At 58.1% G+C, this 26,212-nt stretch carries 25 protein-coding genes and 2 pseudogenes; 13 read left to right on the forward strand and 14 right to left on the reverse strand.

Features of this window, described 5'->3' with window-relative positions; all coding sequences use genetic code 11:
* Positions 1–294: 294 nt before the first annotated feature.
* Positions 295–504: pseudogene (locus tag GRH90_RS02865) on the reverse strand (amino acid ABC transporter permease); the annotation flags it as partial.
* Positions 505–617: 113 nt separating this feature from the next.
* On the opposite strand from GRH90_RS02865, the gene GRH90_RS02870 reads away from it, so the two are divergent.
* Positions 618–1,556, forward strand: a complete 939-nt coding sequence (locus GRH90_RS02870) for a LysR family transcriptional regulator (RefSeq protein WP_162364390.1) — start codon at positions 618–620, stop codon at positions 1,554–1,556.
* A 59-nt stretch (positions 1,557–1,615) separates the two neighbouring features.
* Here the strand turns inward: GRH90_RS02870 and GRH90_RS02875 are convergent, their stop codons facing one another.
* On the reverse strand, positions 1,616–2,779 hold the full coding sequence (locus GRH90_RS02875; RefSeq protein WP_162364391.1) for a mandelate racemase/muconate lactonizing enzyme family protein: 1,164 nt from the start codon (positions 2,777–2,779) through the stop codon (positions 1,616–1,618).
* A gap of 253 nt (positions 2,780–3,032) precedes the next feature.
* On the opposite strand from GRH90_RS02875, the gene GRH90_RS02880 reads away from it, so the two are divergent.
* The 8 genes from GRH90_RS02880 (at position 3,033) to GRH90_RS02915 (ending at position 12,850) form a co-directional block, all read left to right on the forward strand.
* Positions 3,033–3,926: a hypothetical protein gene (locus GRH90_RS02880; protein WP_162364392.1), complete on the forward strand. Its 894-nt coding sequence runs from the start codon at positions 3,033–3,035 to the stop codon at positions 3,924–3,926.
* 588 nt (positions 3,927–4,514) lie between these two features.
* A complete protein-coding gene (lldP, locus tag GRH90_RS02885) occupies positions 4,515–6,170 on the forward strand; it encodes an L-lactate permease (RefSeq protein WP_162364393.1) in 1,656 nt (551 codons plus the stop codon).
* Positions 6,167–6,955 (forward strand): transcriptional regulator LldR, encoded by a 789-nt coding sequence (lldR, locus tag GRH90_RS02890; protein ID WP_162364394.1) that lies wholly within the window; start codon positions 6,167–6,169, stop codon positions 6,953–6,955. The genes lldP and lldR overlap by 4 nt, the downstream gene beginning before the upstream one ends.
* Positions 6,952–8,106 (forward strand): FMN-dependent L-lactate dehydrogenase LldD, encoded by a 1,155-nt coding sequence (lldD, locus tag GRH90_RS02895; RefSeq protein ID WP_162364395.1) that lies wholly within the window; start codon positions 6,952–6,954, stop codon positions 8,104–8,106. Before lldR ends, lldD begins: the two co-directional genes overlap by 4 nt.
* A gap of 394 nt (positions 8,107–8,500) precedes the next feature.
* Positions 8,501–10,012 carry a BglG family transcription antiterminator gene (locus tag GRH90_RS02900; RefSeq protein WP_162364396.1) on the forward strand — a complete coding sequence of 504 codons (1,512 nt, stop codon included), beginning with the start codon at positions 8,501–8,503 and terminating at the stop codon, positions 10,010–10,012.
* A gap of 59 nt (positions 10,013–10,071) precedes the next feature.
* Positions 10,072–10,533 (forward strand): PTS sugar transporter subunit IIA, encoded by a 462-nt coding sequence (locus GRH90_RS02905; RefSeq protein ID WP_376766057.1) that lies wholly within the window; start codon positions 10,072–10,074, stop codon positions 10,531–10,533.
* Between the two features lie 44 nt (positions 10,534–10,577).
* A complete protein-coding gene (locus GRH90_RS02910) occupies positions 10,578–11,978 on the forward strand; it encodes a PTS fructose transporter subunit IIC (RefSeq protein WP_162364398.1) in 1,401 nt (466 codons plus the stop codon).
* 5 nt (positions 11,979–11,983) lie between these two features.
* A complete protein-coding gene (locus GRH90_RS02915) occupies positions 11,984–12,850 on the forward strand; it encodes a ketose-bisphosphate aldolase (protein WP_162364399.1) in 867 nt (288 codons plus the stop codon).
* A 114-nt stretch (positions 12,851–12,964) separates the two neighbouring features.
* Here GRH90_RS02915 and GRH90_RS02920 read toward each other — a convergent pair whose 3' ends face one another.
* The 8 genes from GRH90_RS02920 to GRH90_RS02955 form a co-directional block, all read right to left on the reverse strand.
* Positions 12,965–13,765: a transporter substrate-binding domain-containing protein gene (locus GRH90_RS02920; protein ID WP_162364400.1), complete on the reverse strand. Its 801-nt coding sequence runs from the start codon at positions 13,763–13,765 to the stop codon at positions 12,965–12,967.
* Between the two features lie 42 nt (positions 13,766–13,807).
* Positions 13,808–14,533, reverse strand: coding sequence for an amino acid ABC transporter ATP-binding protein (locus tag GRH90_RS02925; protein WP_162364401.1), 726 nt, complete (start codon positions 14,531–14,533; stop codon positions 13,808–13,810).
* A gap of 18 nt (positions 14,534–14,551) precedes the next feature.
* Positions 14,552–15,238 (reverse strand): amino acid ABC transporter permease, encoded by a 687-nt coding sequence (locus tag GRH90_RS02930; protein WP_162364402.1) that lies wholly within the window; start codon positions 15,236–15,238, stop codon positions 14,552–14,554.
* A 10-nt stretch (positions 15,239–15,248) separates the two neighbouring features.
* The gene (locus GRH90_RS02935; RefSeq protein ID WP_162364403.1) at positions 15,249–15,926 is read right to left on the reverse strand and encodes an amino acid ABC transporter permease; all 678 of its coding nucleotides are present in this window, start codon (positions 15,924–15,926) and stop codon (positions 15,249–15,251) included.
* Between the two features lie 9 nt (positions 15,927–15,935).
* A complete protein-coding gene (locus tag GRH90_RS02940) occupies positions 15,936–16,868 on the reverse strand; it encodes an NAD(P)-dependent oxidoreductase (protein ID WP_162364404.1) in 933 nt (310 codons plus the stop codon).
* Complete coding sequence (rpiB, locus tag GRH90_RS02945) at positions 16,865–17,335, reverse strand: ribose 5-phosphate isomerase B (protein WP_162364405.1); 471 nt, start codon at positions 17,333–17,335, stop codon at positions 16,865–16,867. The genes GRH90_RS02940 and rpiB overlap by 4 nt, the downstream gene beginning before the upstream one ends.
* Positions 17,336–17,359: 24 nt before the next feature.
* Entirely contained in the window at positions 17,360–18,109 is a 750-nt protein-coding gene (locus tag GRH90_RS02950; RefSeq protein ID WP_162364406.1) for a FadR/GntR family transcriptional regulator, read from the reverse strand.
* Positions 18,110–18,380: 271 nt separating this feature from the next.
* Positions 18,381–18,680 (reverse strand): ArsR/SmtB family transcription factor, encoded by a 300-nt coding sequence (locus GRH90_RS02955; protein WP_162364407.1) that lies wholly within the window; start codon positions 18,678–18,680, stop codon positions 18,381–18,383.
* 108 nt (positions 18,681–18,788) lie between these two features.
* On the opposite strand from GRH90_RS02955, the gene GRH90_RS02960 reads away from it, so the two are divergent.
* On the forward strand, positions 18,789–19,877 hold the full coding sequence (locus tag GRH90_RS02960) for an NADH:flavin oxidoreductase/NADH oxidase (RefSeq protein ID WP_162364408.1): 1,089 nt from the start codon (positions 18,789–18,791) through the stop codon (positions 19,875–19,877).
* A 172-nt stretch (positions 19,878–20,049) separates the two neighbouring features.
* A pseudogene (locus tag GRH90_RS02965) lies at positions 20,050–20,676 on the forward strand (gamma-glutamyltransferase); the annotation flags it as partial.
* Here the strand turns inward: GRH90_RS02965 and GRH90_RS02970 are convergent.
* On the reverse strand, positions 20,673–21,662 hold the full coding sequence (locus GRH90_RS02970) for an aldo/keto reductase (protein WP_162364409.1): 990 nt from the start codon (positions 21,660–21,662) through the stop codon (positions 20,673–20,675). The pseudogene GRH90_RS02965 and the gene GRH90_RS02970 overlap by 4 nt on opposite strands.
* A 572-nt stretch (positions 21,663–22,234) precedes the next feature.
* On the opposite strand from GRH90_RS02970, the gene GRH90_RS02975 reads away from it, so the two are divergent.
* Entirely contained in the window at positions 22,235–22,630 is a 396-nt protein-coding gene (locus tag GRH90_RS02975) for a (R)-mandelonitrile lyase (RefSeq protein ID WP_312857168.1), read from the forward strand.
* Positions 22,631–22,833: 203 nt separating this feature from the next.
* Positions 22,834–23,727 (forward strand): LysR family transcriptional regulator, encoded by an 894-nt coding sequence (locus GRH90_RS02980; protein ID WP_162364411.1) that lies wholly within the window; start codon positions 22,834–22,836, stop codon positions 23,725–23,727.
* 98 nt (positions 23,728–23,825) lie between these two features.
* Here GRH90_RS02980 and GRH90_RS02985 read toward each other — a convergent pair whose 3' ends face one another.
* Genes GRH90_RS02985 through GRH90_RS02995 form a run of 3 tightly spaced genes read right to left on the reverse strand, consistent with a single transcriptional unit; the run spans position 23,826 to position 26,210 of the window.
* Positions 23,826–24,500 (reverse strand): ABC transporter ATP-binding protein, encoded by a 675-nt coding sequence (locus GRH90_RS02985; RefSeq protein WP_162364412.1) that lies wholly within the window; start codon positions 24,498–24,500, stop codon positions 23,826–23,828.
* Positions 24,497–25,342: an ABC transporter ATP-binding protein gene (locus tag GRH90_RS02990; protein ID WP_162364413.1), complete on the reverse strand. Its 846-nt coding sequence runs from the start codon at positions 25,340–25,342 to the stop codon at positions 24,497–24,499. Before GRH90_RS02990 ends, GRH90_RS02985 begins: the two co-directional genes overlap by 4 nt.
* Positions 25,329–26,210, reverse strand: a complete 882-nt coding sequence (locus tag GRH90_RS02995; RefSeq protein ID WP_162364414.1) for an ABC transporter permease — start codon at positions 26,208–26,210, stop codon at positions 25,329–25,331. Before GRH90_RS02995 ends, GRH90_RS02990 begins: the two co-directional genes overlap by 14 nt.
* Positions 26,211–26,212: the final 2 nt, after the last annotated feature.

Below are 26,212 nucleotides of genomic sequence, written 5' to 3' on the forward strand. Positions count from 1 at the left end.
ATTCATGACAAAAAAAGTAAAAAAGTTAAAAACCTTAAAATAACCTCCGGGCGGTTCCCCTTATTCATGACCAGGGCGGCTTTCGCCGCCCGTTAAAGGCTATCCAAACGCCGTCAACCCTCGGCCGTGGCGGCCACCGGCACCCGGGGGCTTTTCACGCCTTCGCCCGGAAAACCGCCGGTAAGGCAACGTTTTCAGCTGGATGCCGTCCGGCTCGGTGCAGCCGAGCGGCTCATGGCGGCGCGCATCGCAGTCGGCCATAAATGCCGCGCCCGCCGGGTATGGCGCGTCATGCTCCACTCGACGAGCGGCAAAATCAATAATGTTGTTTAAAACCCAATAGCACAGCACCACCACCAGATAAATTTCCAGCGGCGCATAGGTCTGCGCAATAGCCTGTCTGGCGGCGTACATAAATTCCTGTACCGAGACAATCGACAGCAGCGCCGAGTCTTTGATCAGGCCAATCAGCAATCCCATCAGCGGCGACAGCATTTGCGGCAGCACCACGTGGGCCAGCGCACGCGTCCGGCGGGAACTGTGATCGCGCGGGCTGGAGGCGGGTAGCGTTTAATATATAATACAAATGTGGCTAATCAATACCGTGGGGTCAGGGTATGTTTAATCATCCGCAAATCGAGCTGGTGTGGTTTGAAGACTGCGTGGCGCTGGCGGATACGCTGAATTTTTCACGGGCCGCGCAACAGCGGCATGTCACGCAACCGGCCTTCAGCCGGCGGATCCAGGCTCTCGAGTCCTGGGCGGGCACCGCCCTGTTTGAAAGAAACCGCCGCGGCGTCAGGCTGACGGCGGCCGGTGAGGTGTTTAACCTCCAGGCCATCGAATTCCTGCGCTCGATCCACAGTATCCGGGAAAAAACCCTGGAAGCGGCGGGTAAAGGCCTGCCGATGATTACCTTTTCCGCCACGCATTCATTATCAACGCTATTTTTCCCCTTCTGGCTGCGCAAAAGCGGCTTGTCTTATCTCTATGACCAGGTAAAACTGGTGTCTGATACCCTGGGCGCCTGCGAACGCATGTTCGTGCGCGGCGATGCGCAATTTTTACTGTGCCACTATCATCCCGATGCCGCCCGTGAGCTGGAAAACGCGCAATTCAACAGTATCCAGGTCGGCGAGGATACCCTGATGCCGCTCTGCGCGCCCGATAAAACCGGCAGGCATCCGCAATGGGCCATGGATGACAATATCAAGGCAATACCGCACCTGGCCTACAGCGCCGACTCAGGGCTGGGCAGAATAATCAGCGGCAGCCGAAACCTGGCCGCGCGGCTGAAAAGCATGAAAACGGTGTTTACGTCCGATCTCGCCGCAACGCTGCTGGCCATGGCCCGGGCGGGAGACGGCGTGGCCTGGCTCCCCCGGGCGCTGGCGCAAACCGATCTGGTTAACGGCTCATTAGTCAGGGCCGCCGCCGGGGAGCGGCATCTGGAGGTGCCGGTGCAGATACGCGTGTTCCGCCCCGCCGCCATGATGACATCGGCGGCGGAACAACTGTGGGACGCCATTGCCGCCCAAAATACGCTGTATCCGTGATCGGATCCGGGCAACGTCGCCGACGTGGTTCCCAGGCGTTTTATTGCGCCGGCCGCCGGTTATTCGGCCAGTTCGCGCATCACGCTTATCAGGTCGGATTTACCTTCAAACCCGATCCCCGGCAGTTCGGGCATGGTGATATAGCCGTTATCCACGGTCACCGAATCCGGAAAACCGCCATAGGGCTGGAACAGATCCGGGTAGCTTTCATTACCCCCGAGCCCTAGCCCGGCCGCGATATTCAGCGACATCTGGTGTCCGCCGTGCGGAACACAGCGGGATGCGGACCAGCCGAACTGTTTTAGCACCTCCAGGGTACGCAGGTATTCAACCAGGCCGTAAGACAGGGCGCAGTCGAACTGGAGATAGTCCCGATCCGGGCGCATGCCGCCGTAACGCAACAGGTTGCGGGCATCCTGATGGGAAAAAAGATTCTCCCCGGTCGCCATCGAACCCGGATAAAACCCGGATAGCGCGGCCTGCAGGGAGTAATCCAGCGGATCGCCGGCTTCCTCGAACCAGAACAGCGGATAATCGCGCAGCATTTTGGCATAGGCGATGCCGGTCTCGAGATCAAAGCGGCCGTTCGCATCCACCGCCAGGCGCGCGTCATTGCCGATTTCATCCAGCACGGCGTCGATGCGGCGGCGGTCTTCATCGATGGAGGCGCCGCCAATCTTCATTTTGACCAGGTTATAACCGCGGTTCAGGTAGCCGCGCATTTCATGGCGCAGCGCGGCCAGATCCTTGCCCGGATAATAATAACCGCCGGCGGCGTAGACAAATACGCGTGGATTGGCCCGCGCGCCGTTGATTTCCGCCAGCATGCGGAACAGGGGCTGGCCGGCAATCTTGGCCGTGGCGTCCCAGATGGCCATGTCCAGGGTGCCCACGGCAACGGAGCGCTCGCCATGGCCGCCCGGCTTTTCGTTGGCCATCATCGCGTCCCAGAGCCGGTGCGGGTCAAGGTTGCCGCCGGAGCTATCCAGCACGCCGTCCGGGTCCGCCTGCAGGATACGGTCGCGGAAACGTTCGCGGATCAATCCGCCCTGGCCATAACGGCCGTTGGAGTTAAAGCCATAGCCCACCACGCGCCGGCCGTCCTTGATAACGTCGGTCACCACGGCGACCAGGCTGGCGGTCATCTTGCTGAAATCGATATAGGCATTACGGATAGGCGAGGCAATGGGTTTGGTTATTTCAACCACGTCGGTGATACGCATTATTTAGCCCTTGAACGATAATTAATCTTGTAGTCGCATTGATACTATCCTGGCGTTACAGGCAAGGCTAATGCCGGTTCGGATCCCGGTGATGCGTATTATGCATACCCGACAACATTCCCTGTGCGCTGAAGATGGAGTTTTTTCCATGAAGCTATGGTATGAATATTTATAATGGCATGAGCGTTTTCTGCAAGTATTAATCGGCGCACAAACCATACTATGCAATCCAATTTTTACTGAAGGAAATATAATGATGAATGAGATAAATAACTCTGCTATCAGTAATGATAGCAATCGTGTTTCAACAATCCCGGCACAGCGATTGAATAATGATTTAAGTAACAGAATTATAGCTACAAATAATTATATTGGCCATTTATCGCTCTATTATCCCTGCACCATGGGACAGATTTTTTCCCACTTAAAGCCCAATGATTATTCGGCATGTCACCAAGCCTTAACAGAAATGAACGCCAAACCGCCCGTCCCATCGATAGAGTATTTCACCAGAAAATTGAAAAGAGTGATTTGGGATGAAAAAAGCATACCAAATCTCTATAAAAAAGTATGTAGTGCCATTTTAGTTGACCCTTCTGAAACAACTTCAAGTTATATTAAACAAATCAGTAATACAGTCATTGTGGGTAACAAAAATAATCTAGAAAATAATAATGATCGGGAAAATCATATCACTATATCAATGCCAGCGGCCTATAACCAAGAATACAGTCGTTTCTTATTGGCGTTAACCCTATCAACCAATGAGTCATTAGGTTCTTTTCATAACGACGGGGAAAGTGAATTATGCGTGAAATTTACTTCCGGCCCATCCCAAGCCAACCCAAAAAATACAATTATAAAATTCACAACTTTTGAAAATATGTTCGACACTAATGAATGTGCCGCCACCTATCTTAAATGCATTATGGATGCGGCCGATAGACTCATTAAAAAACAACAAGGCGAAGAAAAACTGTTATGTGCTTTGACCATTAAACGCGTGATCGACTATTTAAAACTTAAAAACCACCCTAATTTAGATAACAAAGAAATAGAAAATATAACAAAAGGTTACCCTTATTTATTAAATCTGGCTAAAGCACTACGAAACCTATATCCTGAGCTAGACACCAACCAAAGTTAGATTACCTTTAAATTCATCTGCTTGCGCAGGTGAATCATCTAAACCACTGGACAAGGCGTGTATCGTTAATTCACTTGCAACGCCTTATCGGTCCACGCGCGGACCGGTTGCGCTTTATCCTTACCGCCAGGGGCACTGGCTTAAAAAAGGCGTCTTATGATGCCTTCTCTGCACGCGTTGTGCCCCATCATGACATTCCGGGCATTCCAAAGCGCCCTCCCGCCGCCACAAGACATTCATCCGTTTGCTGTTCTTGATGAACATGCGGCGGAGCCTCTTGCAGCCTTTTGGTCCGACCAATAACGGAAAAAATGTGACTATTGCTCGCAAATCGATAAAAAAGCCGCTGGCATCATTGTTATTTGTTACTTATTAATTAATTTTATGTATCAAATGAATTGCTGAAATGTTGTGGTAGGACCAATTATGATCAACATCCAACCTTATGAATATGCGTTTTATTAACACCGGTTATTTATCCATCAAGGCCAAGCTTGCAGTCTTCGCCGACCTTTTCCGCCGGGCATGACCTGCCCGGGCGGCCAGGAGCATTCCCGCCGCCGCAAGCCGAGTCCGAGGAGAGCATCCATGCCAATCTGGCCACAAAATTATGACCCGCTCGGCAATATCTGGCTATCGAGCCTGGTTGCCGCCATTCCCATTGTATTTTTCTTCTTCGCGCTGATTAAATTACGCCTGAAAGGCTACCTGGCGGGCACCATCACCACGTTCCTCGCCCTGCTGGTGGCGCTGCTGCTGTTTCGCATGCCGCCCGATCGGGCGCTGGCCTCGGTGGTCTACGGCTTCTTCTACGGACTATGGCCTATCGCGTGGATTATCGTCGCCGCCGTGTTTGTCTATAAGATTTCGGTCAAGACCGGCCAGTTCGACATTATCCGCTCATCCATCCTGTCGGTAACGCCGGATCAGCGCCTGCAGATGCTCATCGTCGGCTTCTCGTTCGGCGCGTTCCTGGAGGGGGCCGCCGGTTTCGGCGCGCCGGTGGCCATCACCGCCGCGCTGCTGGTGGGGCTGGGATTCAAGCCGCTCTATGCCGCCGGCTTATGCCTGATTGCCAATACCGCGCCCGTGGCTTTCGGCGCGATGGGCGTACCCATTATCGTCGCCGGGCAGGTGACCAATATCGATCCCTTCACCATCGGCCAAATGGTCGGCCGGCAGTTGCCGTTCCTGACCATCATCGTCCTGTTCTGGATCATGGCCATTATGGACGGATGGCGCGGGATCAGGGAAACCTGGCCGGCGGTGCTGGTGGCGGGAAGCTCATTTGCCCTGGCCCAGTACCTGAGCTCGAATTTCCTTGGTCCGGAGCTGCCGGATATCATCTCCTCGCTGGTGTCGCTGGTGTGCCTGACCCTGTTCCTGCGCGTCTGGCGCCCGGCGCGCATCTTCAGGTTCAGCGATGACGCCAACCAGGCGGCCCACGCCTTCACGCCCGCCAAGACCTATACCGCCGGACAGATTATCCGCGCCTGGATGCCGTTTATTTTCCTGACCGCCACGGTCACCCTTTGGAGCGTTCCGCCGTTCAAGGCGTTGTTTGTCGCGGGAGGGCCGCTGCAAGGCTGGGTGGTGAATATTTCCGTGCCCTTCCTGGACAAGCTGGTGGCAAAGACGCCGCCGGTGGTGGCGGAAGCCCTGCCGTACGCGGCGGTATACAGGTTCGATTGGTTCTCGGCCACCGGCACCGCCATCATGGTGGCGGCATTTATCTCGATTGCCTATCTGCGCATGGAGCCGCGCGTGGCGGCGGCGACCTTTAAGGAAACGCTCAGGGATCTGGCGCTGCCGATCTACTCCATCGGCATGGTGCTCGCCTTCGCGTTTATTTCCAATTATTCCGGTCTTTCCGCCACGCTGGCCCTGGCCCTGGCGCATACCGGCCACGCCTTTACCTTTTTCTCGCCCTTTCTCGGCTGGCTGGGCGTGTTCCTCACCGGCTCCGACACCGCGTCAAACGCCCTGTTCGCCGCGCTGCAGGCCACCACCGCGCAGCAAATCGGGGTATCCGACGTGCTGCTGGTGGCGGCCAATACCTCGGGCGGCGTCACCGGGAAAATGATTTCGCCACAGTCCATCGCCATCGCCTGCGCGGCGGTGGGGCTGGTGGGCCATGAACCGGATTTATTTCGCTTTACGGTGAAACACAGCCTGATCTTCTGTTGTATCGTAGGGGTTATCACTACCCTGCAGGCCTATATTCTGCCCTGGATGATCCCATGACCTTACATGATATCCGCCTGGCCGACCAAATCGTCGAACGTCTTAAACGCCTGATAACGGAACGCGGGCTGGCGGCGGGCATGCGCCTGCCGGCCGAGCGCCAGCTGGCCGCCCAGCTTGGCGTGTCGCGCTCATCGGTGCGCGAGGCGATCCAGAAGCTCAGCAGCCAGGGACTGGTGGTCAGCCGCCGCGGCGGCGGAACCTACGTCCAGAACGACACCCATCAATGGTCCGAGCAGCGTATCGTCCTGCCGCTGAAGATGCTGATGGCCGACGATCCGGATTATCGTTATGACGTATTGGAAGCGCGGCTGGCTATCGAGGCCAGCACCGCATGGCACGCGGCGCTGCGCGCCACCGACACCGACAAGGACCGGCTGCGGATGTGTTTCGATGCCACGCTGCGGGTCAACGACAGCGACGATCCCGACCTGGCCGCGCAGTCCGACGTACGTTTTCACCTGGCGATTGCCGAAGCCTCGCACAACCTGGTGCTGCTGCAAACCATGCGCGGATTGTTCGATCTGCTCCAATCCTCGGTGATGCAAAGCCGCCGACGCATGTATCAGGTGCCGGTTATTTTTGCCCAATTAACGGAACAGCACCATGAGCTGCTGCAGGCCATCCTGGCCGGCGCCCAGGAGCGCGCGCGCGCCGCGGCGATAGCCCATCTTGCCTGCGTCGATACCACGCTCAGAGCCCTGCACGAAGACGAAGCCCGGCAGGCCCGCGTCACCCGGCTGCCCCACCACGACACCGACATTATGCGAGAACAGGATAAATGATCATTTCAGCAGCAACCGACTATCGCGCGGCGGCCAAACGCAAGCTGCCGCCCTTTCTGTTTCACTACCTGGACGGCGGCGCCTATGCCGAATATACCCTGAAGCGCAACGTGGAAGACCTGGCGCAGGTGGCGCTCCGGCAACGGGTGCTGCGCAATATGTCGGCACTGAGCCTGGAAACGCAGCTGTTTGGACAGACGCTCGCCATGCCGGTGGCCCTGGCGCCGGTCGGGTTATGCGGCATGTATGCCCGGCGCGGCGAGGTGCAGGCGGCCAGGGCCGCCGAGAGCAAGGGCATTCCCTTTACGCTGTCGACCGTGTCGGTCGGCACCATCGAGGAAGTATCCTCGGCCATTACCGGGCCGATGTGGTTCCAGCTCTATGTGCTCAAGGACCGGGGCTTTATGCGCAACGCCCTTGAGCGCGCCAGGGCCGCGGGCTGCACGACGCTGGTCTTCACCGTGGATATGCCGGTTCCCGGCGCCCGTTACCGCGACGCCCATTCGGGCATGAGCGGGCCGAACGCGGCACTGCGGCGCTACCTGCAGGCGGTGGCCCATCCCGCCTGGGCCTGGGATGTCGGTCTGCTCGGACGCCCCCACGACCTCGGCAACATTTCCGCCTACCTGGGCAAACCCACCGGCCTGGCGGACTATATCGGCTGGCTGGCGAAAAATTTCGACCCCTCCATTTCCTGGAGCGACCTGGAATGGATCCGCGAGTTCTGGCAGGGACCGATGATCATCAAGGGCATTCTTGATGCCGAGGATGCGCGGGATGCGGTGCGCTTCGGCGCGGACGGCATCGTGGTGTCCAATCACGGCGGACGCCAGCTCGACGGCGTGCTCTCCTCCACCCGCGCGTTGCCCGCCATCGCCGACGCGGTAAAGGGCGATATCGCCATTCTCGCCGACAGCGGCGTTCGCAACGGCCTGGACGTGGTGCGCATGATAGCGCTGGGCGCCGACACCGTGCTGCTGGGACGGGCCTATATCTATGCCCTGGCGACGGCGGGAGAAAAAGGCGTGGCCAATCTGCTTGACCTTATCGACAAGGAAATGCGGGTGGCCATGACCCTCACCGGCGCCGGGACTATCGCCGGGATCACGCGCGAGTCGCTGGCGCGGCACGTTATCCAGGAGCCCCTCTAGCCGGAGGGGGTTCCCGCCGGGTCGTCCCCTGGCATACCAGCGCCTGCCGGCCGCGGAAAGCGCCTGCGTCCGCATGATGGCCGGGGCGGACGTCAGGCCGCGCCGCCGCCTGCGCGGCATAGGCGCCGTACAATACACATCGCCATGCGATTTATCTGTCACGCAACATGTTTTGCAACGGTTAATCCACGCGTCAAAACATGGGCTGCCTCTCTCTAATAATCGCCATTGTCTTATTAAACGTGATCTCAATCATATTTTAACGCCCATATTGCCCCGGTGGTCAATTAGCCATAGCCATTGTGGCCACTATTTAATATTTACAACTTGTCAACAAGGCTATTATAGTCATAAATAGCAACCGGCGGATAATAGTGCAATTCGGAGCCAATCCATGATGAGGAACCTGACGGACAGACAGATAAAAATCATGAAGCACCTGATTAACCACAAAGAGTATATCAGCATCGAGTCGATATCGTCTTTAGTGGTCGCGTCAAAACGCACGATACGCAGGGATATTGAAATGATTAACGATAAATTATCTACCGAGGGTATTTTTCTGGCCAGCAAGACCGGACGTGGAATTATTGCCGAATTTCGTAACGATGCCGCGGAGATCACCTCAAGAAACGTATTTATGAATGACAGTGATGTCTTTAACACTAGCGTCCGCTTGTTAAAAATAGCGTCGGATTTATTGATGAATTCACCGCAGCCTACGTCCATCAGTGAATTGTCAAAAAAATATTTTATCAGCCGGGCATCTATCGTCAATGATTTAAAAAAAATCGAAACCTGGCTCGCACATTTTGATCTGGCGCTGTTTAAAGACCTTAGCGGCACGCGGATAATCGGTAATGAGAAATCGATGCGAATCGCCATGAAGGCCCTGGTGTTAAAATCCATTTACAGCAATATGAACATGATGGAAAGCCGGATAGATACGGCCATTCTCAGCGAGCTATCGGCGAAGTTCGGCGAGCAGCATGTATTATTTACCACCGATCTGATTACCGCGATTGAAGACCAGCTTGCGTACCGTATCAGCGACCCTTATTACATCAATTTGTTTACTCATATCCTGGTATTGATCCATCGAATTAACCTGAGAATTAATGATAGCGAAATCCCATGCGATGATTTTATTGCTCAGGATCGGGTAATGTATGAAATTTCGCTATCAATAATCAATACCATTGAAAATAAATATAATATACGGATCAACACAATCGAAGCTGAATATATTTACCAATATCTGGTCTCCTCGGGCAAGACCGATATTGATAACAGCAGCAGTGTAAAAACCAACGGTTCCGGCCGTTCGCTGGCCTTTACCCGCCAGCTGATCGTGCGGGTGTCATCGCTGATCAACGTGGACATCACGATGGATAACCATCTGATGACCTCGCTGCTTTCCCATGTCAAACCGATGCTGAACCGGCTTGAGTATCATATCAGGATTAAAAATCCGCTGCTGCATGATATCAAAAATGAGCTGGGCAGCATTTTCGCCGCGGTAAAAAATGCCGCCAACGGCATTGCCGCGGAACATGCCATCGGCCCGGTCACCGACGATGAGATCGGCTACCTGACGGTACACATCCAGGCGGCGATTGAAAATAATATCGAAAGAAAACGCGTGCTGCTGGTGTGCTCGAGCGGCCTGGGCACGTCGCAACTGCTCCATGGGCGGGTGATAAGGGCCTTCCCCTGCTGGGAGATTGTCGGCATCGTGTCCGGGCAGGAGATAGCGCGATATATAACACAACATGATGTGGACATCATCATATCGACTATCCGGCTAGAGGAAATAAACCGGCCGGTGGTGTATGTATCGGCGCTATTTACCGCCAAAGATATCAGCCGGGTGACGGAATGCCTGGTGGCCAATTATATGAAATAGCGTTATGAAAAAACCTGATAATATTTATATTCCGCGGAGGACCACGAATGACTCTCACCATGGCTATTGACGATGTTTTGCAGGAAGAATGTATTATCCTCAACTCACAGGCCCGGACCAAAGATCAGATTATTAATGAACTCACCGACATCCTGTTCGACAGCGGCGCATTAGCGGATAAAACCTGTTTTTTAAAGGATGTCTGGTCAAGGGAGGAATTAGGTTCAACCGGTTTCGAAAATCATATTGCCATTCCCCATGGCAAATCCACCGCTGTATTAAAAACCCGTATTGCCATCGGCCGGGTCGATGGAGATATCCCTTGGGAAACGATAGACGGCACCAGGGTGCGATTAGTGATTCTGTTTGCGGTAAAGGATACCGACAGCGATGCCCGGCATATAAAAATATTATCAAAAATATCAATGGCATTAGGTGATGATGAAGTCGTTGATGATTTACTCCATTTACAAAGCCGTAGCGAATTATATCGATTATTGGTAACCCGTTCTGAAAGTTAATATCCTAAAACTATAACTCTGTATTTACCTACCGGAGAAGGCATATGAACATTATCGCCGTGACCTCGTGTCCGACGGGTGTCGCGCACACCTATCTGGCCGAGGCTAATCTCAAAAAATCCGCCAAGAAGTTAAATATACCTATTTTAGTCGAAACGCAGGGCGCGGTGGAAAGTGAATATATCCTGAGTAACGAGGATATAAAAAACGCCGACATCGTGCTTATCGCCGCCGATAAAAAAATCGAATTATCCCGTTTTATCAATAAAAATATCATCGAGGTATCGGTCACCAAAGCCGCCAAGGACGCGGAAGGCTTGCTGCGCGCCATCGTCGGGGGAGAATTGACCGCGCACCGGTTAAGCGACGCCGGCGACGCGCCGGCGGCCGGGCAGGCAACACGCTCGGCGATTGGCGACATCTATGTCCATCTGATCACCGGCGTCAACCTGATGATCCCCTTTGTGGTCGCCGGCGGCATATTGATTGCCCTGAGTTTCGCCTTCGGAATTAAAGCGGCGACGCCCGGCGACCCGAGTTTTAACCCGCTGGCCAAAATGCTGTCGGATATCGGCGGCGGGTCCGCTTTTGCGCTGATGCTGCCGGTGCTGGCGTTCGGCATCAGCCAGTCCATTAGCGGCAAAGCGGGGATCGTGGCCGGCGCCGTGGGCGGCATGATGGCGATACACACCGGCTCCGGCTTCCTCGGGGCGCTGCTGGCGGGCTTTCTGGCCGGCTATGTCACCTTATTGATCAATAAATATATCAAGCTGCCTAAATCCATTATCAGCTTAAAACCGATCCTGATTGTACCGCTGCTAAGCGTATTCATCACCGGCGCCATGATGGCGCTGTTAATCGGCGAGCCCATCAAGCTGTTGCTGGGATTATTGACCACCTTTCTCAATTCGCTGGGTAATGCCAACTCAGCCATCCTCGGCTTGTTATTCGGCATGATGGTGGCATTCGATATGGGCGGCCCGCTGAATAAAACGGTCTGCATGTTTGCCATCGGGCTAATGTCGAGCGGCATATACGGTCCGATCGCCGCCTGCATGGCCGCCGGCATGGTGCCGCCGCTGGGCATTGCCCTGGCGACCACCTTGTTTAAAAGGAAGTTCACCCGCCAGGAAGTCGAGACCGGCAAGGTTACCTACATCCTCGGCCTATCGTTTATTACCGAAGGCGCCATTCCGTTTGCCGTCGCCGATCCTTTTCGGGTGATACCGGCCATCGTCTGCGGCTCAGGACTGGCCGGCGCGCTGTCCATGATGCTGGGCTGCGCCTCGCGGGCGCCCCACGGCGGTATTTTCGTGATGTTTATTCCCAACGTGATTACCAACGTGCTGGCCTATAGCTTCGCCATTGCCGCCGGGTCATTGCTTACCGCGCTCATTCTGCTTTTTATCAAGAAAGATGTTCCCCAGTCCCTTCAGGAAGGATAATCGCTATGCTCTATACCATGAAAGACGTACTGACAGTGGCCAACCAACATAAATTCGGCGTTGGCGCCTTTAATATCGCCAGCGCGGAATTTGCCCGCGCGGTGATTGAAACGGCGGAAGAACACGCCTCGCCGGTGATCCTGGAAATCCATCCCGACGAGATGCGTTTTACCGGCGCCGATTTTATCGTCTATCTCAGGACCCTGGCCATCAATGCCAGCGTGCCGGTGGTGATTCATCTGGACCACGGACGCAACCTGCGGGAAGTCATGCAGGCCATCTATGCCGGTTTTACGTCGGTGATGATCGACGCTTCCTGCGAGGATTTTGACGGCAATATCCGCGTCACGCAAAAAATCGTTGAAATCGCCCATGCGCTGAACATCTCGGTCGAGGCGGAGCTGGGGACCATCGGCGCGATGAACGGCAGCGCGGAAGGCGGCACGGCTGAGATATTGTTTACCGACCCGCGGCAGGCGCAGATCTTCGCCGAACGGACCGGGGTGGATACCCTGGCGGTGGCCATCGGCACGTCTCACGGCTTATATCCCAAGGGTAAACAACCCAAGCTGGATATCGAGCGGCTGCAGCAAATCAGGCAATTAGTGTCTATTCCGCTGGTATTGCACGGCGGTTCCGGCAACAAAGACAGCGAGGTGGCCGAAGCCATCCGTTATGGCGTCGGCAAGATCAATATTTCCAGCGAGATGAAAAAGGCCTTTTTCGTCTCGCTGGAGCAGGAGCTGAAAAGCGGCGATCATGAACCCAACGCACTTTATATTAAACCGATGCAGGCCGCGGCCCGGGTGATTGCCAATAAAATGGCCCTGTTCGGTTCGGTGGATAAAAGCCGGTTATATCTCCCCGGCTAAGGCCCCTGCGCCTATATTGACCCTGGCCGGTTGACGGGAGAACGCCCCATGGCACGGCAGGCCTGTTATCGTCGATGTTAAATCAAAGGTCGCGCAGGCCCGCCACCCGCGGATTTACCGGTTAATGATTTCCCGTGGAATCGGCTCGCCATGGTATTTTTGATAGATGGCGTTCAGTTTGCCATTTTTCAGGTTGGCGGCAATCCATTCATCCAGCCTGGCTTTCAGCTCCGGCTGGCCCTTCGGCACGCCAATCGCCAGATCAAACACCTGCAACGTCATCTTCGGTTCAAACGCCAGCTTAGGATCCTGTTTCTTGATCTGGTTGACCAGGGTAGCCGACGTCGCCACCGCGAAAGCCTGCCCGCTCACCGCCGCGGTGACCAGCGTGGCGTCGTCGTCATAGCGCTGCACGCTAAAGCCGCGTTTCGCCGCCTCCGCGCTCAGCTGCGTGTCCTGGGTAGTGCCGCGCGTCACGGTAATCGCCTTGCCTTTCAGGTCGTTCCAGTCCTTGATATTGGTTGCCGCCGGCGCGCCTATCACCGAACGTAACCCGGCGTACGCGCGCGTAAAGTCCACCACCTGCGCGCGCTGCGGGGTCACCGACAGGGTCGAGATTACGATATCCGCCTTGCCGGTTTGCAGGTTCGGGATCCTGGTCGGGCCGGTGGTTTCAATAAACTGCAGCTTCAGCCCCCAGTCACTGGCCAATAACTGCGCCGTCTCAACGTCCGATCCAATCGGCTTCAGGCCGGCGTCCAGCATGCCGGACGGCGGAATGGAAAGATCGGTGGCCACCCGCAGCGTGCCGCGATCCTTGATCTCTTGCCAGGAATCCGACGCCGCGGCGGCGGGGTTAAACGCCAGCAAACAAAACAGGGTGCCCATTACCGCTATCTGTCTTATGGTACGCATAGTTCTTTCTCCAGGGTTGTCTGATGTTTTACCGTCGCCGGCCTACAGCTCGTTGGCGATAAAATCTTGCAGCTCGGATGTGGCAGGCTGTTTTAAAATGGCGGCATTGCCGCTTTCGTGCACGGTGCCCTGGTGCATGAACACCACCTTGTCGGCGATACGCCGGGCAAAATTCATCTCATGGGTCACCATGATCATGGTCATCCCGCTGCCGGCCAGCCGCTCGATAACGCGCAGCACTTCGCCGGTCAGTTTGGGATCGAGCGCGGAGGTTACCTCGTCAAACAGCATCACCTTCGGTTTCATCGCCAGCGAACGGGCGATGGCCGCGCGCTGCTGCTGGCCGCCGGAAAGCTGCTCCGGGTAGTTATCCGCCTTGTCGGCCAGCCCGACCTGCTCCAGCACCGAGTGCGCCAGGCGCTTGGCGTCGGTTTTCGACTGTTTTTTTACCGAGACCGGCCCCAGCGTAATATTTTGCTCAATGGTTAAATGGGGAAACAGGTTGTAGCTTTGGAACACAATTCCGACATCCTGGCGCAGTTTGCGCAGATCGAGATGCGGATCCTCGACGCGATGCCCGCAGACCTCGATGCTGCCGCCGTTAATCTGCTCCAGCCGATCGATACAACGCAGGGCGGTACTTTTTCCCGAACCGCTGGCGCCGATCAGCGCCACCACCTGTCCCCGATCCACCGAAAAAGACACATCGTTGAGCACCGGCACCGGTCCAAAGCTTTTTTTCACGTTGTTGAGCACGATAATCGACATAATGATTTCCTTTAACGCTCATGCGGTTGTGGCAATCGCGGCGTTTTGCCGCGCCGTTTTGTTAACCAAGGCGCGGCGCTCGAGCCGGCGACTCAATACCGAAACAGGAAAACACAGGCAAAAATAGAGGAAGGAGACAATCAGGTAAGTAATAAACGGCTCGAATATCGAGTTGTTGATAAGCTGCCCGGCCCGCGCCAGCTCAACGAAACCGACCACCGACGCCAGCGAGGTGTTTTTGATGATCTGTACCGAAAACCCGACCGTGGGCGGCGTCGCCAGCCTGACGGCCTGCGGTAAAATCACCTTGAGCAGGCGCTGCGTGCGGGACAGCGCCAGGCATTCCGCCGCTTCCCACTGCGCGCGCGGCACCGCCTGCAGGCAGCCGCGCCAGATTTCGCCCAGATAAGCGCTGGCATAAAGGGTCAGCGAGACCCCGGCGGCTAACAGCGGCGAAATGTTAAACCCCAGCGACGGCAGGCCGAAATAAATCATGAACATGATAATCAGCAGCGGGGTTCCCTGGATAAGCTGGACGTAGGCGCTTACCACAAAACGCACGCCGCGCAGCGGCGCGATGCGGCCCAGGGCCACCAGAAAACCGACCAGCCCACCGCCGCCAAACGCCATCAGCGACAGGATAACAGTCCAGAAAGCGCCTTCCAGCAGGAATTGGATATGGGCCATGTTAAGGGAGGAATTCATGTCTTGCTCCTCAAATGTTGGTGCCGAGGCGGCGGCGGCGGGGAAAGGCCAGCAGCCCCACCAGCCAAAACGCAAAGCGCATTAAAAACGATAAGCCCAGGTAAATGCCGGCGACGACAAAGAAGGTTTCGAACGGGCGATAGGTCTCCGACTGGATAAAGTTGGCGGTGGCCGTCAGTTCCTCGGTCGAAATCTGCGAGGTCACGGACGAGGCCAGCATCAGCAGGATAAACTGGCTGGTGAGCGAAGGATAAACGCGTTCTATCGCCGGTCGCAGCGCCACATGCCAGTATTGCTGCCAGGCTGACAACCCCAGCGTTTCCGCCGCTTCCCACTGCCCCTTATGGATCGACTCAAACCCCGCGCGCACGATTTCCGCGGTGTAGGCGCCGACGTTAATCGTCAACGCAATCACCGAGACGGTAAAGGCCGAAAACGAGAAGCCCAGGCTGGACAATCCAAAATACACCAGGAAGATCTGCACCAGGAAAGGCGTATTGCGGATGGCCTCGATATACACCCCCGCGATGCGGGAGCACCAGGCGCATTGGGAACGGCGCGCAATGGCGCACAGGGTCCCAATCAGAAAACCGCAGAGGGTGGTGATGACCGCCAGCTGCGCGGTCAGCAAGGCGCCGTCCATCAGCATCTGCCATTGCGTGAAAATCGCCGTGAAATCAAGCTTCATAACCGGTACCTATTTTGTCGCGTCCGCAGTTTCCCGCCCGGTCATCCGGTCGTAAACCTTAAACAGCGCCTGATTGCCATGTGACCCTTCGCCATGCGCCTGCGCATCCTGGTATTGTGTCGCCACCAGCGCGGTTGCCGGCAGCGGCACCGGACGCTTCTGCGCCGCTTCCAGCACCAGGCGCAAATCCTTCATCATCAAATCGATGCGAAAGCCGGCCGAGGTATCGCCCGCAATCATCGCCGCGCCCAGCTTGTCGAGCATCCAGGACGCCGCCGAACCGCCCAGCAGCACCTGGCGCATCTGGTCCAGGTCGATGCCGTAGGCCCGGCCCAGCGCCAACGCTTCGCAAATGGCCTGGATATTGATGCCGCAGATCAGCTGGTTGCACAGCTTGACCGTCTGGCCGGCGCCCGACAGGCCGACATGGTTGATGGTGGTGCCCATCGCCCGCAAAAAGGGTTCGGCGCGCGCGAATCCTTCGGCGTCGCCGCCGACCATAATGCTCAGGGCGGCATTTTTCGCCCCCACCGGCCCGCCGGATACCGGCGCGTCGAGCATGGTCACGCCCGCCGCCGCCAGCGCCTGGCTCATCCGGCGCGTGGCGTCCGGGGCAATGGTGCTCATATCCACATACAGCCCGCCGCGCGGCGGGCAGGCCAGCAGTCCCCCGCTCCCCCGCACCACGTCTTCCACCTGCGGCGTGTCCGGCAGCATGGATATCACGATGTCGGCGTCGCGCACCGCGCCGCCGACATCCCGCGCCGCCTCCACGCCATACGCCGTCAACGGTTCAACCGCCGCGGGCAGGACATCGTAAGCGCGCACCAGGAATCCGGCCTGGGCAAGATTGCGGGCCATTTCGCGCCCCATGACGCCCAGGCCGAGAAAACCGACGGTACCGCTGGCTGTTGCTGTTGTTGAGATGGTTGAATGGCTCATGGCAATCGGTTCTCCCCTGATCGGTTTTGTTGTTCAAGTCGGTTAAGTTTGTCGACGCGGCGCACGAAATCCTCATCGCGGACAAATTGGGCCTGGAGAAACGCGTCGATCAGATCGCGCGCCAGCCATGGCCCGACAATTTGCGCGCCCAGGCACATCACGTTGAGGTCGTCATGTTCTACGCCCTGATGCGCTGAATGAATATCGTGACACACGGCGGCGCGGATGCCGTTGATTTTATTAGCCGCAATCACGGCGCCCACGCCGGTGCCGCACACCAGAATGCCCCGGCGGCTCGCGTCCTGGCGCACCTTGCCGCACAGGGCATGGGCAATATCGGGAAAATCGACCGGATCGGGCGTGTGGCTGCCGATGTCATCCACCTGATGACCGGTCTCGCGCAGCCAATCGGCCAGTTCCTGCTTAAGCCGGAAGCCGGCGTGATCGCTGCCAATAACGATATTCATTCGGGATTCCTTGTAGGGGGTGGTTTATTCGGAAAAAGGCGCCGCGCCCGCCATGCGGATGGTGGCGCGGCGGCGGAAGTCCGCGCCAATCTCGAAGTGACGCCCGAGCAGATCGTCGGCCCGCGCTTCGTCGCGCTCGACAATGGCGGCAAAAATGGCGCGATGGTGATCGATAAGAAATTCCTCGATGCCCTCGACCTGGATGATTTGTTCCCGCCGATCAAGATGCGAACGCATCATCAGCGCGCTGATGGATTGATAAATGCTGATAAGCGTGGCCGAGCCCGACGCGAGTACAATGGATTCGTGAAAATGAAAATCCGCCAGGCCGCCCACTTCCGGGGTATGGATGGTTTCGATAATGGCGCGCAGGCATTCGGCCAACCGGTCATAATCGCCCTGGGTGGCCCGGCGGCAGGCAAGCCGTACCGCCTGCCGCTCAATGGCGATGCGCGCCTGCATGACGTCGTCGATAACGTCCGCCTGGTGCGCCAGCACAAAGGTGAAAAACTCGCCCAGTATCGACACGCTGGGTTTTTTCACCACCGTGCCGATGCCGTGCCTGATCTCCACCGCGCCAATCATCGCCAGCGCGCGCAGCGCTTCGCGCAAGACCGGCCGGCTCACGCCGAGCTGGGAGGAAAGCTCGCGCTCCGGCAGCAGGCAGTCCCCCGCCTTCAGTTCCCCCGACAGCAGTTGCTCGCGCAAAAAGCCGACCACGCGATCATAGCCGTTGCCCGTTTCCTGTTTTTCGTTCCCGCGTTTAATCATCATCAGTCATCAATCAACCCTAACCAGTGGTAATACCAATGGTAGGTATGTTAATGAAATATTAATGTGATGTTACTCACAGTTATTTTTTGGGCGGCAGGATAGGGATCACAAATCTGGCGGGAAGTCGGAAATGAATAAAAACGGGCGCGCGTCGCCATCGCCGGTAACGAGACGCGGCATCGCGGCCAGCATTGGGCATTAGAACAGAAACACTATGCGGTGAGCGGTGAATCGAGGATAAGCCGCGCGGCTGACGCCCGCCGTCCGGGAATTAATGTTGCGCCAGTATTGCCGCCAGTAGTCCGGGAAAACGATCCTGCATCTCCCGGCGGCGCAGCGTATTCATATGCGTGGTGCCGACATTATGGGTATAGACCAGCCCCGCGTCGCGCAATACGCGAAAATGGTGGGAAACGCTGGATTTGGGCCGGCCGCCGTCCAGCTCGCCGCAGCTGGCCTCGCCCAGTTGGTCCAGCCGCCGCACTATGTCCAGTCGCAGCGGATCGCTCAAGGCGTAAAGCACGCGCTCAAGGGCGAATTCAGTGATGGACGGATGTTTGAATGGGCGCATGACCCGAGTATAGCGAATGGCTTGTCAAAAAGCCATAATTCGAATATTATCGAATTACAGAATAAAGAAATGTTGTACGATCGACCCACTCAAATACAGGAAAAGCCCATGTCCGCCTTATTTCAACCGTTTAAACTCAAGGACGTTACGCTGCGCAACCGCATCGCGGTTCCGCCTATGTGCATGTATTCCGCCAATGACGGCCTGATCAACGACTGGCATCAGGTCCACCTGGCCGCCCTCGCCCGCGGCGGCGCCGGACTGGTGATCGTCGAGGCGACCGCGGTATCCCCGGAGGGCCGCATCACCCCAGGCTGCGCCGGTATCTGGAACGACTCCCTGGCCCAGGCGTTTGTGCCGGTGGTGCGGGCCATCAAGGCGGCGGGCGCCGTGCCCGGCATCCAGATTGGTCATGCCGGCCGCAAGGCCAGCGCCAATATTCCCTGGGAAGGCGACGACCATATCGCCGAGGGCAATCCGCGCGGCTGGCAGACCATTGCGCCGTCCGCTATCGCCTTTGGCGCCAATTTGCCCAAGGTGCCGAAAGCCATGACCCTGGATGACATAAGCCGGGTACGTAATGATTTCGTGGCCGCGGCGCGCCGGGCGCGCGACGCCGGCTTCGAGTGGCTGGAGCTGCATTTCGCCCATGGTTACCTGGCCCAAAGCTTCTTCTCCGCCCACTCCAACCAGCGCGCCGACCAATACGGCGGCAGCGTGGAAAACCGCAGCCGTTTCCTGCTGGAAACCCTGGCGGCGGTGCGCGAAGTCTGGCCGGAACATCTGCCGCTGACCGCCCGCTTCGGCGTGCTTGAATTCGACGGGCGCGACGAGCAAACCCTGACTGAATCCATCGAACTGGCCAGGCGCTTCAAAGAGGGCGGGCTGGATATGCTCAGCGTCAGCATCGGCTTCTCCACCCCTGACGCCAACATCCCGTGGGGACCGGCGTTTATGGGCCCGATTGCCAAACGGGTGCGCGGGGAAGCCGGCATTCCGGTGGCCTCCGCCTGGGGTTTTGGCACGCCGGACCTGGCCGAAAAATCCATTCGGGACCAGCAGCTGGATCTGGTCATGGTGGGCAAGGCGCATCTGGCCAACCCCCACTGGAGCTATCACGCGGCGCGCGAGCTGAAGGTTGAGCGCCCCTCCTGGACGCTGCCCGCCCCTTACGCCCACTGGCTCGAAAGATATTAATGACCCCGGCTGCGCCGTATAGGGCGCGGCCATGATTTCAGCCTGCTTACCTTCGGTAACACCCTGACGCGGCGCGGTGCATATTTTGCCCGGCCGTGGTGCGTCCCCCTCCGTCCAACGACGTTACCCTACATGATTCCCGCCGGCGCCCGCGGGACGGGCGCCGGCCATCGGCGCGCCCCGGCAAAGCGGCACGGTGTATCTGTCCACCGCCGATGCCGACGGCATGATGGTGTCCTTTATCCAGTTCAGCTATATGGGTTTCGGGTCCGGCGTCGTGGTGCCGGATACCGGCATCAGCCTGCAAAACCGCGGCGCCAGTTTTGTGCTGGAGCCAGGGCACCCCAATTGCCTCGCCGGCAACAAGCGGACCTTACATACCATTATCCCGGCGTTTGCCCTGGACGGTAACGGGCAGCCGTTAATGTCGTTCGGCGTGATGGGGGGATCCATGCAGGCGCAGGGACATCTCCAGCTGGCGCTGCGCATTATGCGGCACCGGCAGAATCCGCAGGCGGCCATCGACGCGCCGCGCTGGCGGGTGGTGAAAAGACGCGAGGTGATGGTGGAACCGTCGCTGGATCGCAATACCCTGGCCGCCCTGCGCGCCATGGGACATCAGCTTATCGTGGAAGATCCGCTACAGATCCACGGCTTCGGCGGCGCCCAGGCCATCGTGCGCGATGCGCAGGGCGTCTATATCGCCGCGACCGAAACCCGCAAGGACGGACGCTGGTGTATTAACCACCGCCCGCCGTTCGCCGCCCCCTCATCGTCCCCGACGGGGCGGCGTGCTTAGCGGCCGACGTTTTTCTGCAGATCGGACGGATAACGATCGCCCTGCACGGTGACGTGCGATACGACGCGGTTGATTTCGCGCAGATCGCCAGGCGTCAGCGCCACGTCGACGGCGCCCAGGTTTTCCTCCAGGCGATGCAGCTTGGTGGTGCCGGGGATCGGTACAATCCACGGTTTCTGCGCCAGCAGCCAGGCAATGGCGATCTGCGCGCGCGTAACCTGCTTGCCTGCCGCAAGCTCGCCGAGCACATCGACCAGCGCCTGGTTGGCAGCACGCGCCGCCGCGGAAAAGCGCGGCACGATGTTACGGAAATCGTTACTGTCGAAGGCGGTATCCTTATCGATGGCGCCGGTAAGAAAACCTTTGCCGAGCGGGCTGAAAGGCACGAAGCCGATGCCCAGCTCCTCAAGCGTCGGCAGGATTTCCGTCTCCGGCTCGCGCCACCACAAGGAGTACTCGCTTTGCAGGGCGGTCACCGGCTGCACCGCGTGGGCGCGGCGGATGGTCTGCGCGCCCGCCTCGGACAGGCCGAAATGTTTTACCTTGCCTTCCTGGATCAGCTGTTTGACCGTACCGGCCACATCCTCGATGGGCACGTCGGGATCCACGCGATGCTGATACAGCAGGTCGATAACATCGGTCCGCAGGCGTTTCAGCGACGCCTCGACCACCTGCCTGATATGCTCCGGCCGGCTGTTAAGGTGCTGCTTGCCGTCCGCGCTCGGCAGGTCGAAACCGAACTTGGTGGCAATCACCACCCGATCGCGCACCGGCGCCAGCGCCTCTCCTACCACGTCTTCATTGGTAAACGGGCCGTAGACTTCCGCGGTATCGAAAAAGGTCACGCCGCGTTCGACGGCGGCGCGGATAAGCGCGATAGCCTCCTGCCGGCCTTGCGCCGGTCCGTAGCCATGGCTCAGGCCCATGCACCCCAGGCCAAGGGCCGACACTTCCAGGTTGCTGTTGCCAAGCATTCTTTTCTGCATTTTTTTCTCCATCGGGAATTATCCCGGCATACCCGTCATCGGGAACGGTATTGAACGGTTTTGTTGTTTGAACGGCCCGCGAGCATCATCATGGTTACCGGGAAATGGATTAACCGCCGTCCCCAACGGTTACCCCCGGTCGATGATTAACGTTAGCAGAACCGGCATCCAAGGGTTAGCGGCGCGGAGAAAATAGGCCTATGAACAATATTCATCAATGCGTTATCTAATCAGCCCAGGTTAACCCACGCGGGTCAAAGTAGCCGACAGGCGCAAAAACGCATAACGGTACGGTAATCAGTGCGGCGCGTTTGGGCCGGCGGAAGGCTAAAGTTTTAATTCATTGAAGTTAAATATAATTTTTAATGTAGGTCGCTAATCTCCAGCACCTTAATAGGCTATTGAAGTTAAGCCGGGGGATTTATGAGCTTAAGTCATAGGTCCTAGCAATAAATGTCCCTTAGTCATGAATCCTGTTTGCTTTATCCTAAAGGTGGCATCCGTATAAAACGGGCGCGTTCACTGCCAGCCTAAAGCGAAAATCGGCCACCATTGCAGAGGAAACACACATGATCGATATTATCAAAAGCGGCTCTAAACCCACTGCCAGTGGTCCCGAGAGCTATTTTACCGGTACGGTGAGTATCAACTCCCCCTTCCAGGCGACGGCGCCCGCGCGCGTCGGCGGCGCCACCGTCAGTTTCGGGCCAGGCGCCCGGACGGCCTGGCACACCCATCCGTTGGGCCAGACGCTGATTGTGACCGAGGGCCAGGGGCTGGTGCAAGAATGGGGTAAACCGGCTCAGGCCATGAACAAAGGCGATATCGTCTGGATTGAAGCGGGGGTTAAACACTGGCACGGCGCGTCGGCGGCCTCGGCCATGACGCATATCGCGATTGCCGAATCCCAGGACGGCAAAGCGGTCGACTGGTTGGAAAAGGTCACCGACGAGCAGTACCGGCAGTAATGTAGCGCCGCTGTCCGTCAAACCGCCGGGTTATCATGGCCCATCAGCCTGCCGATAACGCAGCGCTGTTTTACGTCGCTCGCGGGCATACGCCGCCCGGCAGGATTAATGTCCTGGCTAGCGATCTTGCAGCGTCGGCGGTAATAGACGCAGATGTATTGAATAAGAGTAATAATAATTATGCTGACCACCCGGGTAACTGAATGCTAAGAGAAAACTTTAATGATTTGCTATCTTTCCTGGTGGTGGCAAAAGAGCGGAGCTTCACCAAAGCGGCGGCTATACTCGGTATTTCGCAGTCGGCGTTGAGTCATTCCCTTCGCAGCCTGGAAGAACGTCTGGAACTCCGGTTGTTAACCCGGACCACGCGCAGCGTGGCGCCCACCGAGGCCGGAGAACGTTTGCTGAATTCGCTCGGCCCCCGTTTCGCCGAAATTGAACGCGAACTGGTTGCCCTGGGTGAAATGCGCGACCGGCCGGCGGGCAATATCAGGATCAGCGCCGGCGAACATGCGGTGGATTCCGTCCTTTGGCCGGTATTAAAAAGTTTCCTGGCCGATTATCCGGATATCCATGTTGAAATCACCGTCGATAACGGCCTGACGGATATTGTCAGCGGGCGCTATGATGCCGGCATTCGCCTGGGTGAACAGGTCGCCAGGGATATGGTCGCCGTGCGCGTCGGTCCGATGATGCGTATGGCGGTGGTCGGCGCCGGCGCTTATCTGGACCATAAAGGCATACCGGCCACCCCGCAGGAATTACAGCATCACCGTTGTATTAATATGCGCCTGCCCACCCTGGGCGGACTCTATGCGTGGGAATTCGAAAAAGACCATCGGGAGTTAAAGGTCCGGGTCGACGGCCAGCTAACCTTTAACTGCCTGCGACAGCGCATTGATGCCGCGGTGGCCGGTTTCGGCCTGGCCTACGTGCCGGATGATACGATAAGAGACGAACTGGCGAGCGGGCAACTGGTCAGGGTGCTGGAAGCATGGTGCCCGTATTTCCCGGGTTATTACCTCTATTACCCCAGCCGGAAACAGCATACCACCGCCTTCGCCAGGTTTATCGAGGCAATACGCCATCATCAATAATCCCCGGTCCGCCGGGCGCGCGGTTAACAGTCCTAGATGACGTTACCCGGCCGAGGGTCCGGGCAGGGACTTAAGGCGGGCATTTTCCAGCTCCCGCCCTACACAATCCGTCCCTGCGCCATGGATACGCCCCGGTCGCACATATGATCGATAACGTCGCGATCGTGGCTTACCAGGATCATGGTCAGGTTGCCCCGGGCCTTCAGGTCGTTCAGCACATTGAGGATTTCCGCCTGCACCGACATATCCAGGGCGGAGGTGGGTTCATCGAGCAACAGGAGCTTCGGTTGCAGCAACAGCGCGCGCACGATGGCCACGCGCTGGCGCTGGCCGCCGGAAAGCTGGTGCGGATAGCGGGTTATCATGTCCGGATCCAGCCCCACCTGGCGAAAGCCCGCGACAATCTTATCGGTAATATGGTCTTCCCTCAGCAGCTTAAGCGGTTCGGCCAGCGTCCTGAGCAGTTTGTGTTTGGGATGCAGCGACGAATAAGGATCCTGGAACACCATCTGCACGTTGCGCCGCAGGATGCCGGTAAAGGGTTTGCCGGGCCTGATGCTGTCTCCCAGCAGGCGCATTTCGCCGCTCCAGCCGCTGTTTAACCCGGCCAGCACCCACAGCAGCGATGATTTACCGCACCCCGACGGGCCCACCAGGCCAAAGCACTCTCCCGGCTGGACGGACAGGTTGATATCATGCGCCACGGTACGGACGCGGTTGCCCTGCCGGTGCGAGACGTTAAGGTGGGCAAGCTGCACTGCGGGACCGGTCATTCCATCGCCTCCAGCGCCGCCCGATCCAGCACCGGCAGGCGCAGGCCGTGGGTCGCCGCCGAGGGACGGCACGACCACAGGGTGCGCGTGTAGGGATGGGTGGCGCTGGCCAGCCCGCCGGCCGGCAGTTGGTCAACCAATTGGCCTTGATACATCACCAGCACCCGTTCGCAATGCCGGGCCACCTGCTGTAAGTCATGGCTTATCAGCAACAGCCCCATATTGCGCTCCGCCACCAGTTTTTCCATCAGGTTCAGCACCTGATCGCGCATTTCATGATCCAGCGCCGAGGTCGGCTCATCGGCAATCAGCAAGTCCGGGTGATTGATCAGCGCTATCGCCAGCATCACCCGCTGGCCCATGCCGCCGGAAAGCTGGTGGGGGTAGCGCCGGCCCAGGGTTTTGGGATCCGGCAGCCCCACCGCCGCCAGCATATCGAGCATTTTTTCATTACGCTCGGCCCGGCCGAGCCGGGTATGCAGCAGCAAAGGTTCGATCACCTGCGTGGCGATGGTCTGGCCGGGGTTGAGCGCATACTTCGGATCCTGCATCACCATGGCGATGCGATTGCCGCGCAGCTGGTTCCATTGACGGCTTGCCATCCGCGTCAAATCCAGGCCGCCAAAGCTCAGCCGGCCCGCCTGGACGGTTAACGGATAAGGCAGCAGGCCCATCAGCGCCCGCGCCGTCAGTGATTTCCCGGATCCCGACTCACCGACCAGCGCCACTCGTTCCTGACCGAGACGAAATGAAATGGACTTCACCAGCGGCAGGGGCCGCCGGTCAGGCAGGATGACGCTAAGCCGGTCCGCGACTAGAAGCGAGGTGTTATCGGTTGGCATTGCGGGTATCCATTTTATCGCGCAGGCCGTCGCCCAGCAGGTTAAACGCCAGGCTGGCCAGCAGGATGGCGCCGCCGGGCGCGGCGGCCACCCACCACTGATCGAAGATCACTTTGCTGCCTTCGGCTACCATCGATCCCCATTCGGCGGTCGGCGGACGAACGCCCATGCCCAGGAAGCCGAGGCCGGCGGCGGACAGGATAATGCCGCCCAGGCTTAGCGCCGCGCGCACCACGGCGCTGGGCAGGCACAGCGGCAGGATATGGCCGGACATCAGCCGCATGCCGCCGATGCCCTGCATACGCGCCGCCGCCAGGTAATCGCTGCGGCGCAGCCCCAGCGTTTCGGCGCGCGACTGGCGGGCAAAAGCCGGCCAACTGGTCAATGCCAGCGCCAGCGCGCCGTTCATCAGCCCCGGTCCCATCACCGCCACCAGGGCCAGCGCGATCACCAGGCTTGGCAGCGACAGCACGATGTCGGTAACGCGCATCAGCACCCGCTCGGTCCAGCCGCCGAGATAACCGGCGCCGATGCCGATCAGCAGGCCGACCGGCACCGTCAGCACCAGGATCAGCGCCACCAGGATAAGCGTCGGCCGCGCGCCGTAAATCACCCGCGACAGCAGGTCGCGGCCGAAGCCATCGGTGCCTAACCAATGATGGGCGGAAGGCGGCAGCAGGCGTTGTCCGATTTCCTGAACGTTCGGATCAAAGGGCGCCAGCCAGGGCGCAAACAGCGCCATCAGCACCAAAACGGCCGCCATGGCGCCGCCAACGGTTAACGCCGTCAGGCGCCGGCGGCGGATAAAGGTGGCCGGCGGCGAGTCAGGCGTTCCGCCGTCTCGCGCCGGCAGGGATGAGTCGGTCATCG

It is taken from the genome of Acerihabitans arboris, assembly GCF_010131535.1.
GTDB classification, from domain to species: Bacteria; Pseudomonadota; Gammaproteobacteria; order Enterobacterales; family Enterobacteriaceae; genus Acerihabitans; species Acerihabitans arboris.

Excerpts from the sequence above, each read along its gene's own strand:
- GRH90_RS02870 (WP_162364390.1), top strand. The coding sequence starts at position 618 with ATGTTTAATCATCCGCAAATCGAGCTGGTGTGGTTTGAAGACTGCGTG.
- GRH90_RS02875 (WP_162364391.1), bottom strand. The coding sequence starts at position 2,779 with ATGCGTATCACCGACGTGGTTGAAATAACCAAACCCATTGCCTCGCCT.
- GRH90_RS02880 (WP_162364392.1), top strand. The coding sequence starts at position 3,033 with ATGATGAATGAGATAAATAACTCTGCTATCAGTAATGATAGCAATCGT.
- lldP (WP_162364393.1), top strand. The coding sequence starts at position 4,515 with ATGCCAATCTGGCCACAAAATTATGACCCGCTCGGCAATATCTGGCTA.
- lldR (WP_162364394.1), top strand. The coding sequence starts at position 6,167 with ATGACCTTACATGATATCCGCCTGGCCGACCAAATCGTCGAACGTCTT.
- lldD (WP_162364395.1), top strand. The coding sequence starts at position 6,952 with ATGATCATTTCAGCAGCAACCGACTATCGCGCGGCGGCCAAACGCAAG.
- GRH90_RS02900 (WP_162364396.1), top strand. The coding sequence starts at position 8,501 with ATGATGAGGAACCTGACGGACAGACAGATAAAAATCATGAAGCACCTG.
- GRH90_RS02905 (WP_376766057.1), top strand. The coding sequence starts at position 10,072 with ATGGCTATTGACGATGTTTTGCAGGAAGAATGTATTATCCTCAACTCA.
- GRH90_RS02910 (WP_162364398.1), top strand. The coding sequence starts at position 10,578 with ATGAACATTATCGCCGTGACCTCGTGTCCGACGGGTGTCGCGCACACC.
- GRH90_RS02915 (WP_162364399.1), top strand. The coding sequence starts at position 11,984 with ATGCTCTATACCATGAAAGACGTACTGACAGTGGCCAACCAACATAAA.
- GRH90_RS02920 (WP_162364400.1), bottom strand. The coding sequence starts at position 13,765 with ATGCGTACCATAAGACAGATAGCGGTAATGGGCACCCTGTTTTGTTTG.
- GRH90_RS02925 (WP_162364401.1), bottom strand. The coding sequence starts at position 14,533 with ATGTCGATTATCGTGCTCAACAACGTGAAAAAAAGCTTTGGACCGGTG.
- GRH90_RS02930 (WP_162364402.1), bottom strand. The coding sequence starts at position 15,238 with ATGAATTCCTCCCTTAACATGGCCCATATCCAATTCCTGCTGGAAGGC.
- GRH90_RS02935 (WP_162364403.1), bottom strand. The coding sequence starts at position 15,926 with ATGAAGCTTGATTTCACGGCGATTTTCACGCAATGGCAGATGCTGATG.
- GRH90_RS02940 (WP_162364404.1), bottom strand. The coding sequence starts at position 16,868 with ATGAGCCATTCAACCATCTCAACAACAGCAACAGCCAGCGGTACCGTC.
- rpiB (WP_162364405.1), bottom strand. The coding sequence starts at position 17,335 with ATGAATATCGTTATTGGCAGCGATCACGCCGGCTTCCGGCTTAAGCAG.
- GRH90_RS02950 (WP_162364406.1), bottom strand. The coding sequence starts at position 18,109 with ATGATGATTAAACGCGGGAACGAAAAACAGGAAACGGGCAACGGCTAT.
- GRH90_RS02955 (WP_162364407.1), bottom strand. The coding sequence starts at position 18,680 with ATGCGCCCATTCAAACATCCGTCCATCACTGAATTCGCCCTTGAGCGC.
- GRH90_RS02960 (WP_162364408.1), top strand. The coding sequence starts at position 18,789 with ATGTCCGCCTTATTTCAACCGTTTAAACTCAAGGACGTTACGCTGCGC.
- GRH90_RS02970 (WP_162364409.1), bottom strand. The coding sequence starts at position 21,662 with ATGCAGAAAAGAATGCTTGGCAACAGCAACCTGGAAGTGTCGGCCCTT.
- GRH90_RS02980 (WP_162364411.1), top strand. The coding sequence starts at position 22,834 with ATGCTAAGAGAAAACTTTAATGATTTGCTATCTTTCCTGGTGGTGGCA.
- GRH90_RS02985 (WP_162364412.1), bottom strand. The coding sequence starts at position 24,500 with ATGACCGGTCCCGCAGTGCAGCTTGCCCACCTTAACGTCTCGCACCGG.
- GRH90_RS02990 (WP_162364413.1), bottom strand. The coding sequence starts at position 25,342 with ATGCCAACCGATAACACCTCGCTTCTAGTCGCGGACCGGCTTAGCGTC.
- GRH90_RS02995 (WP_162364414.1), bottom strand. The coding sequence starts at position 26,210 with ATGACCGACTCATCCCTGCCGGCGCGAGACGGCGGAACGCCTGACTCG.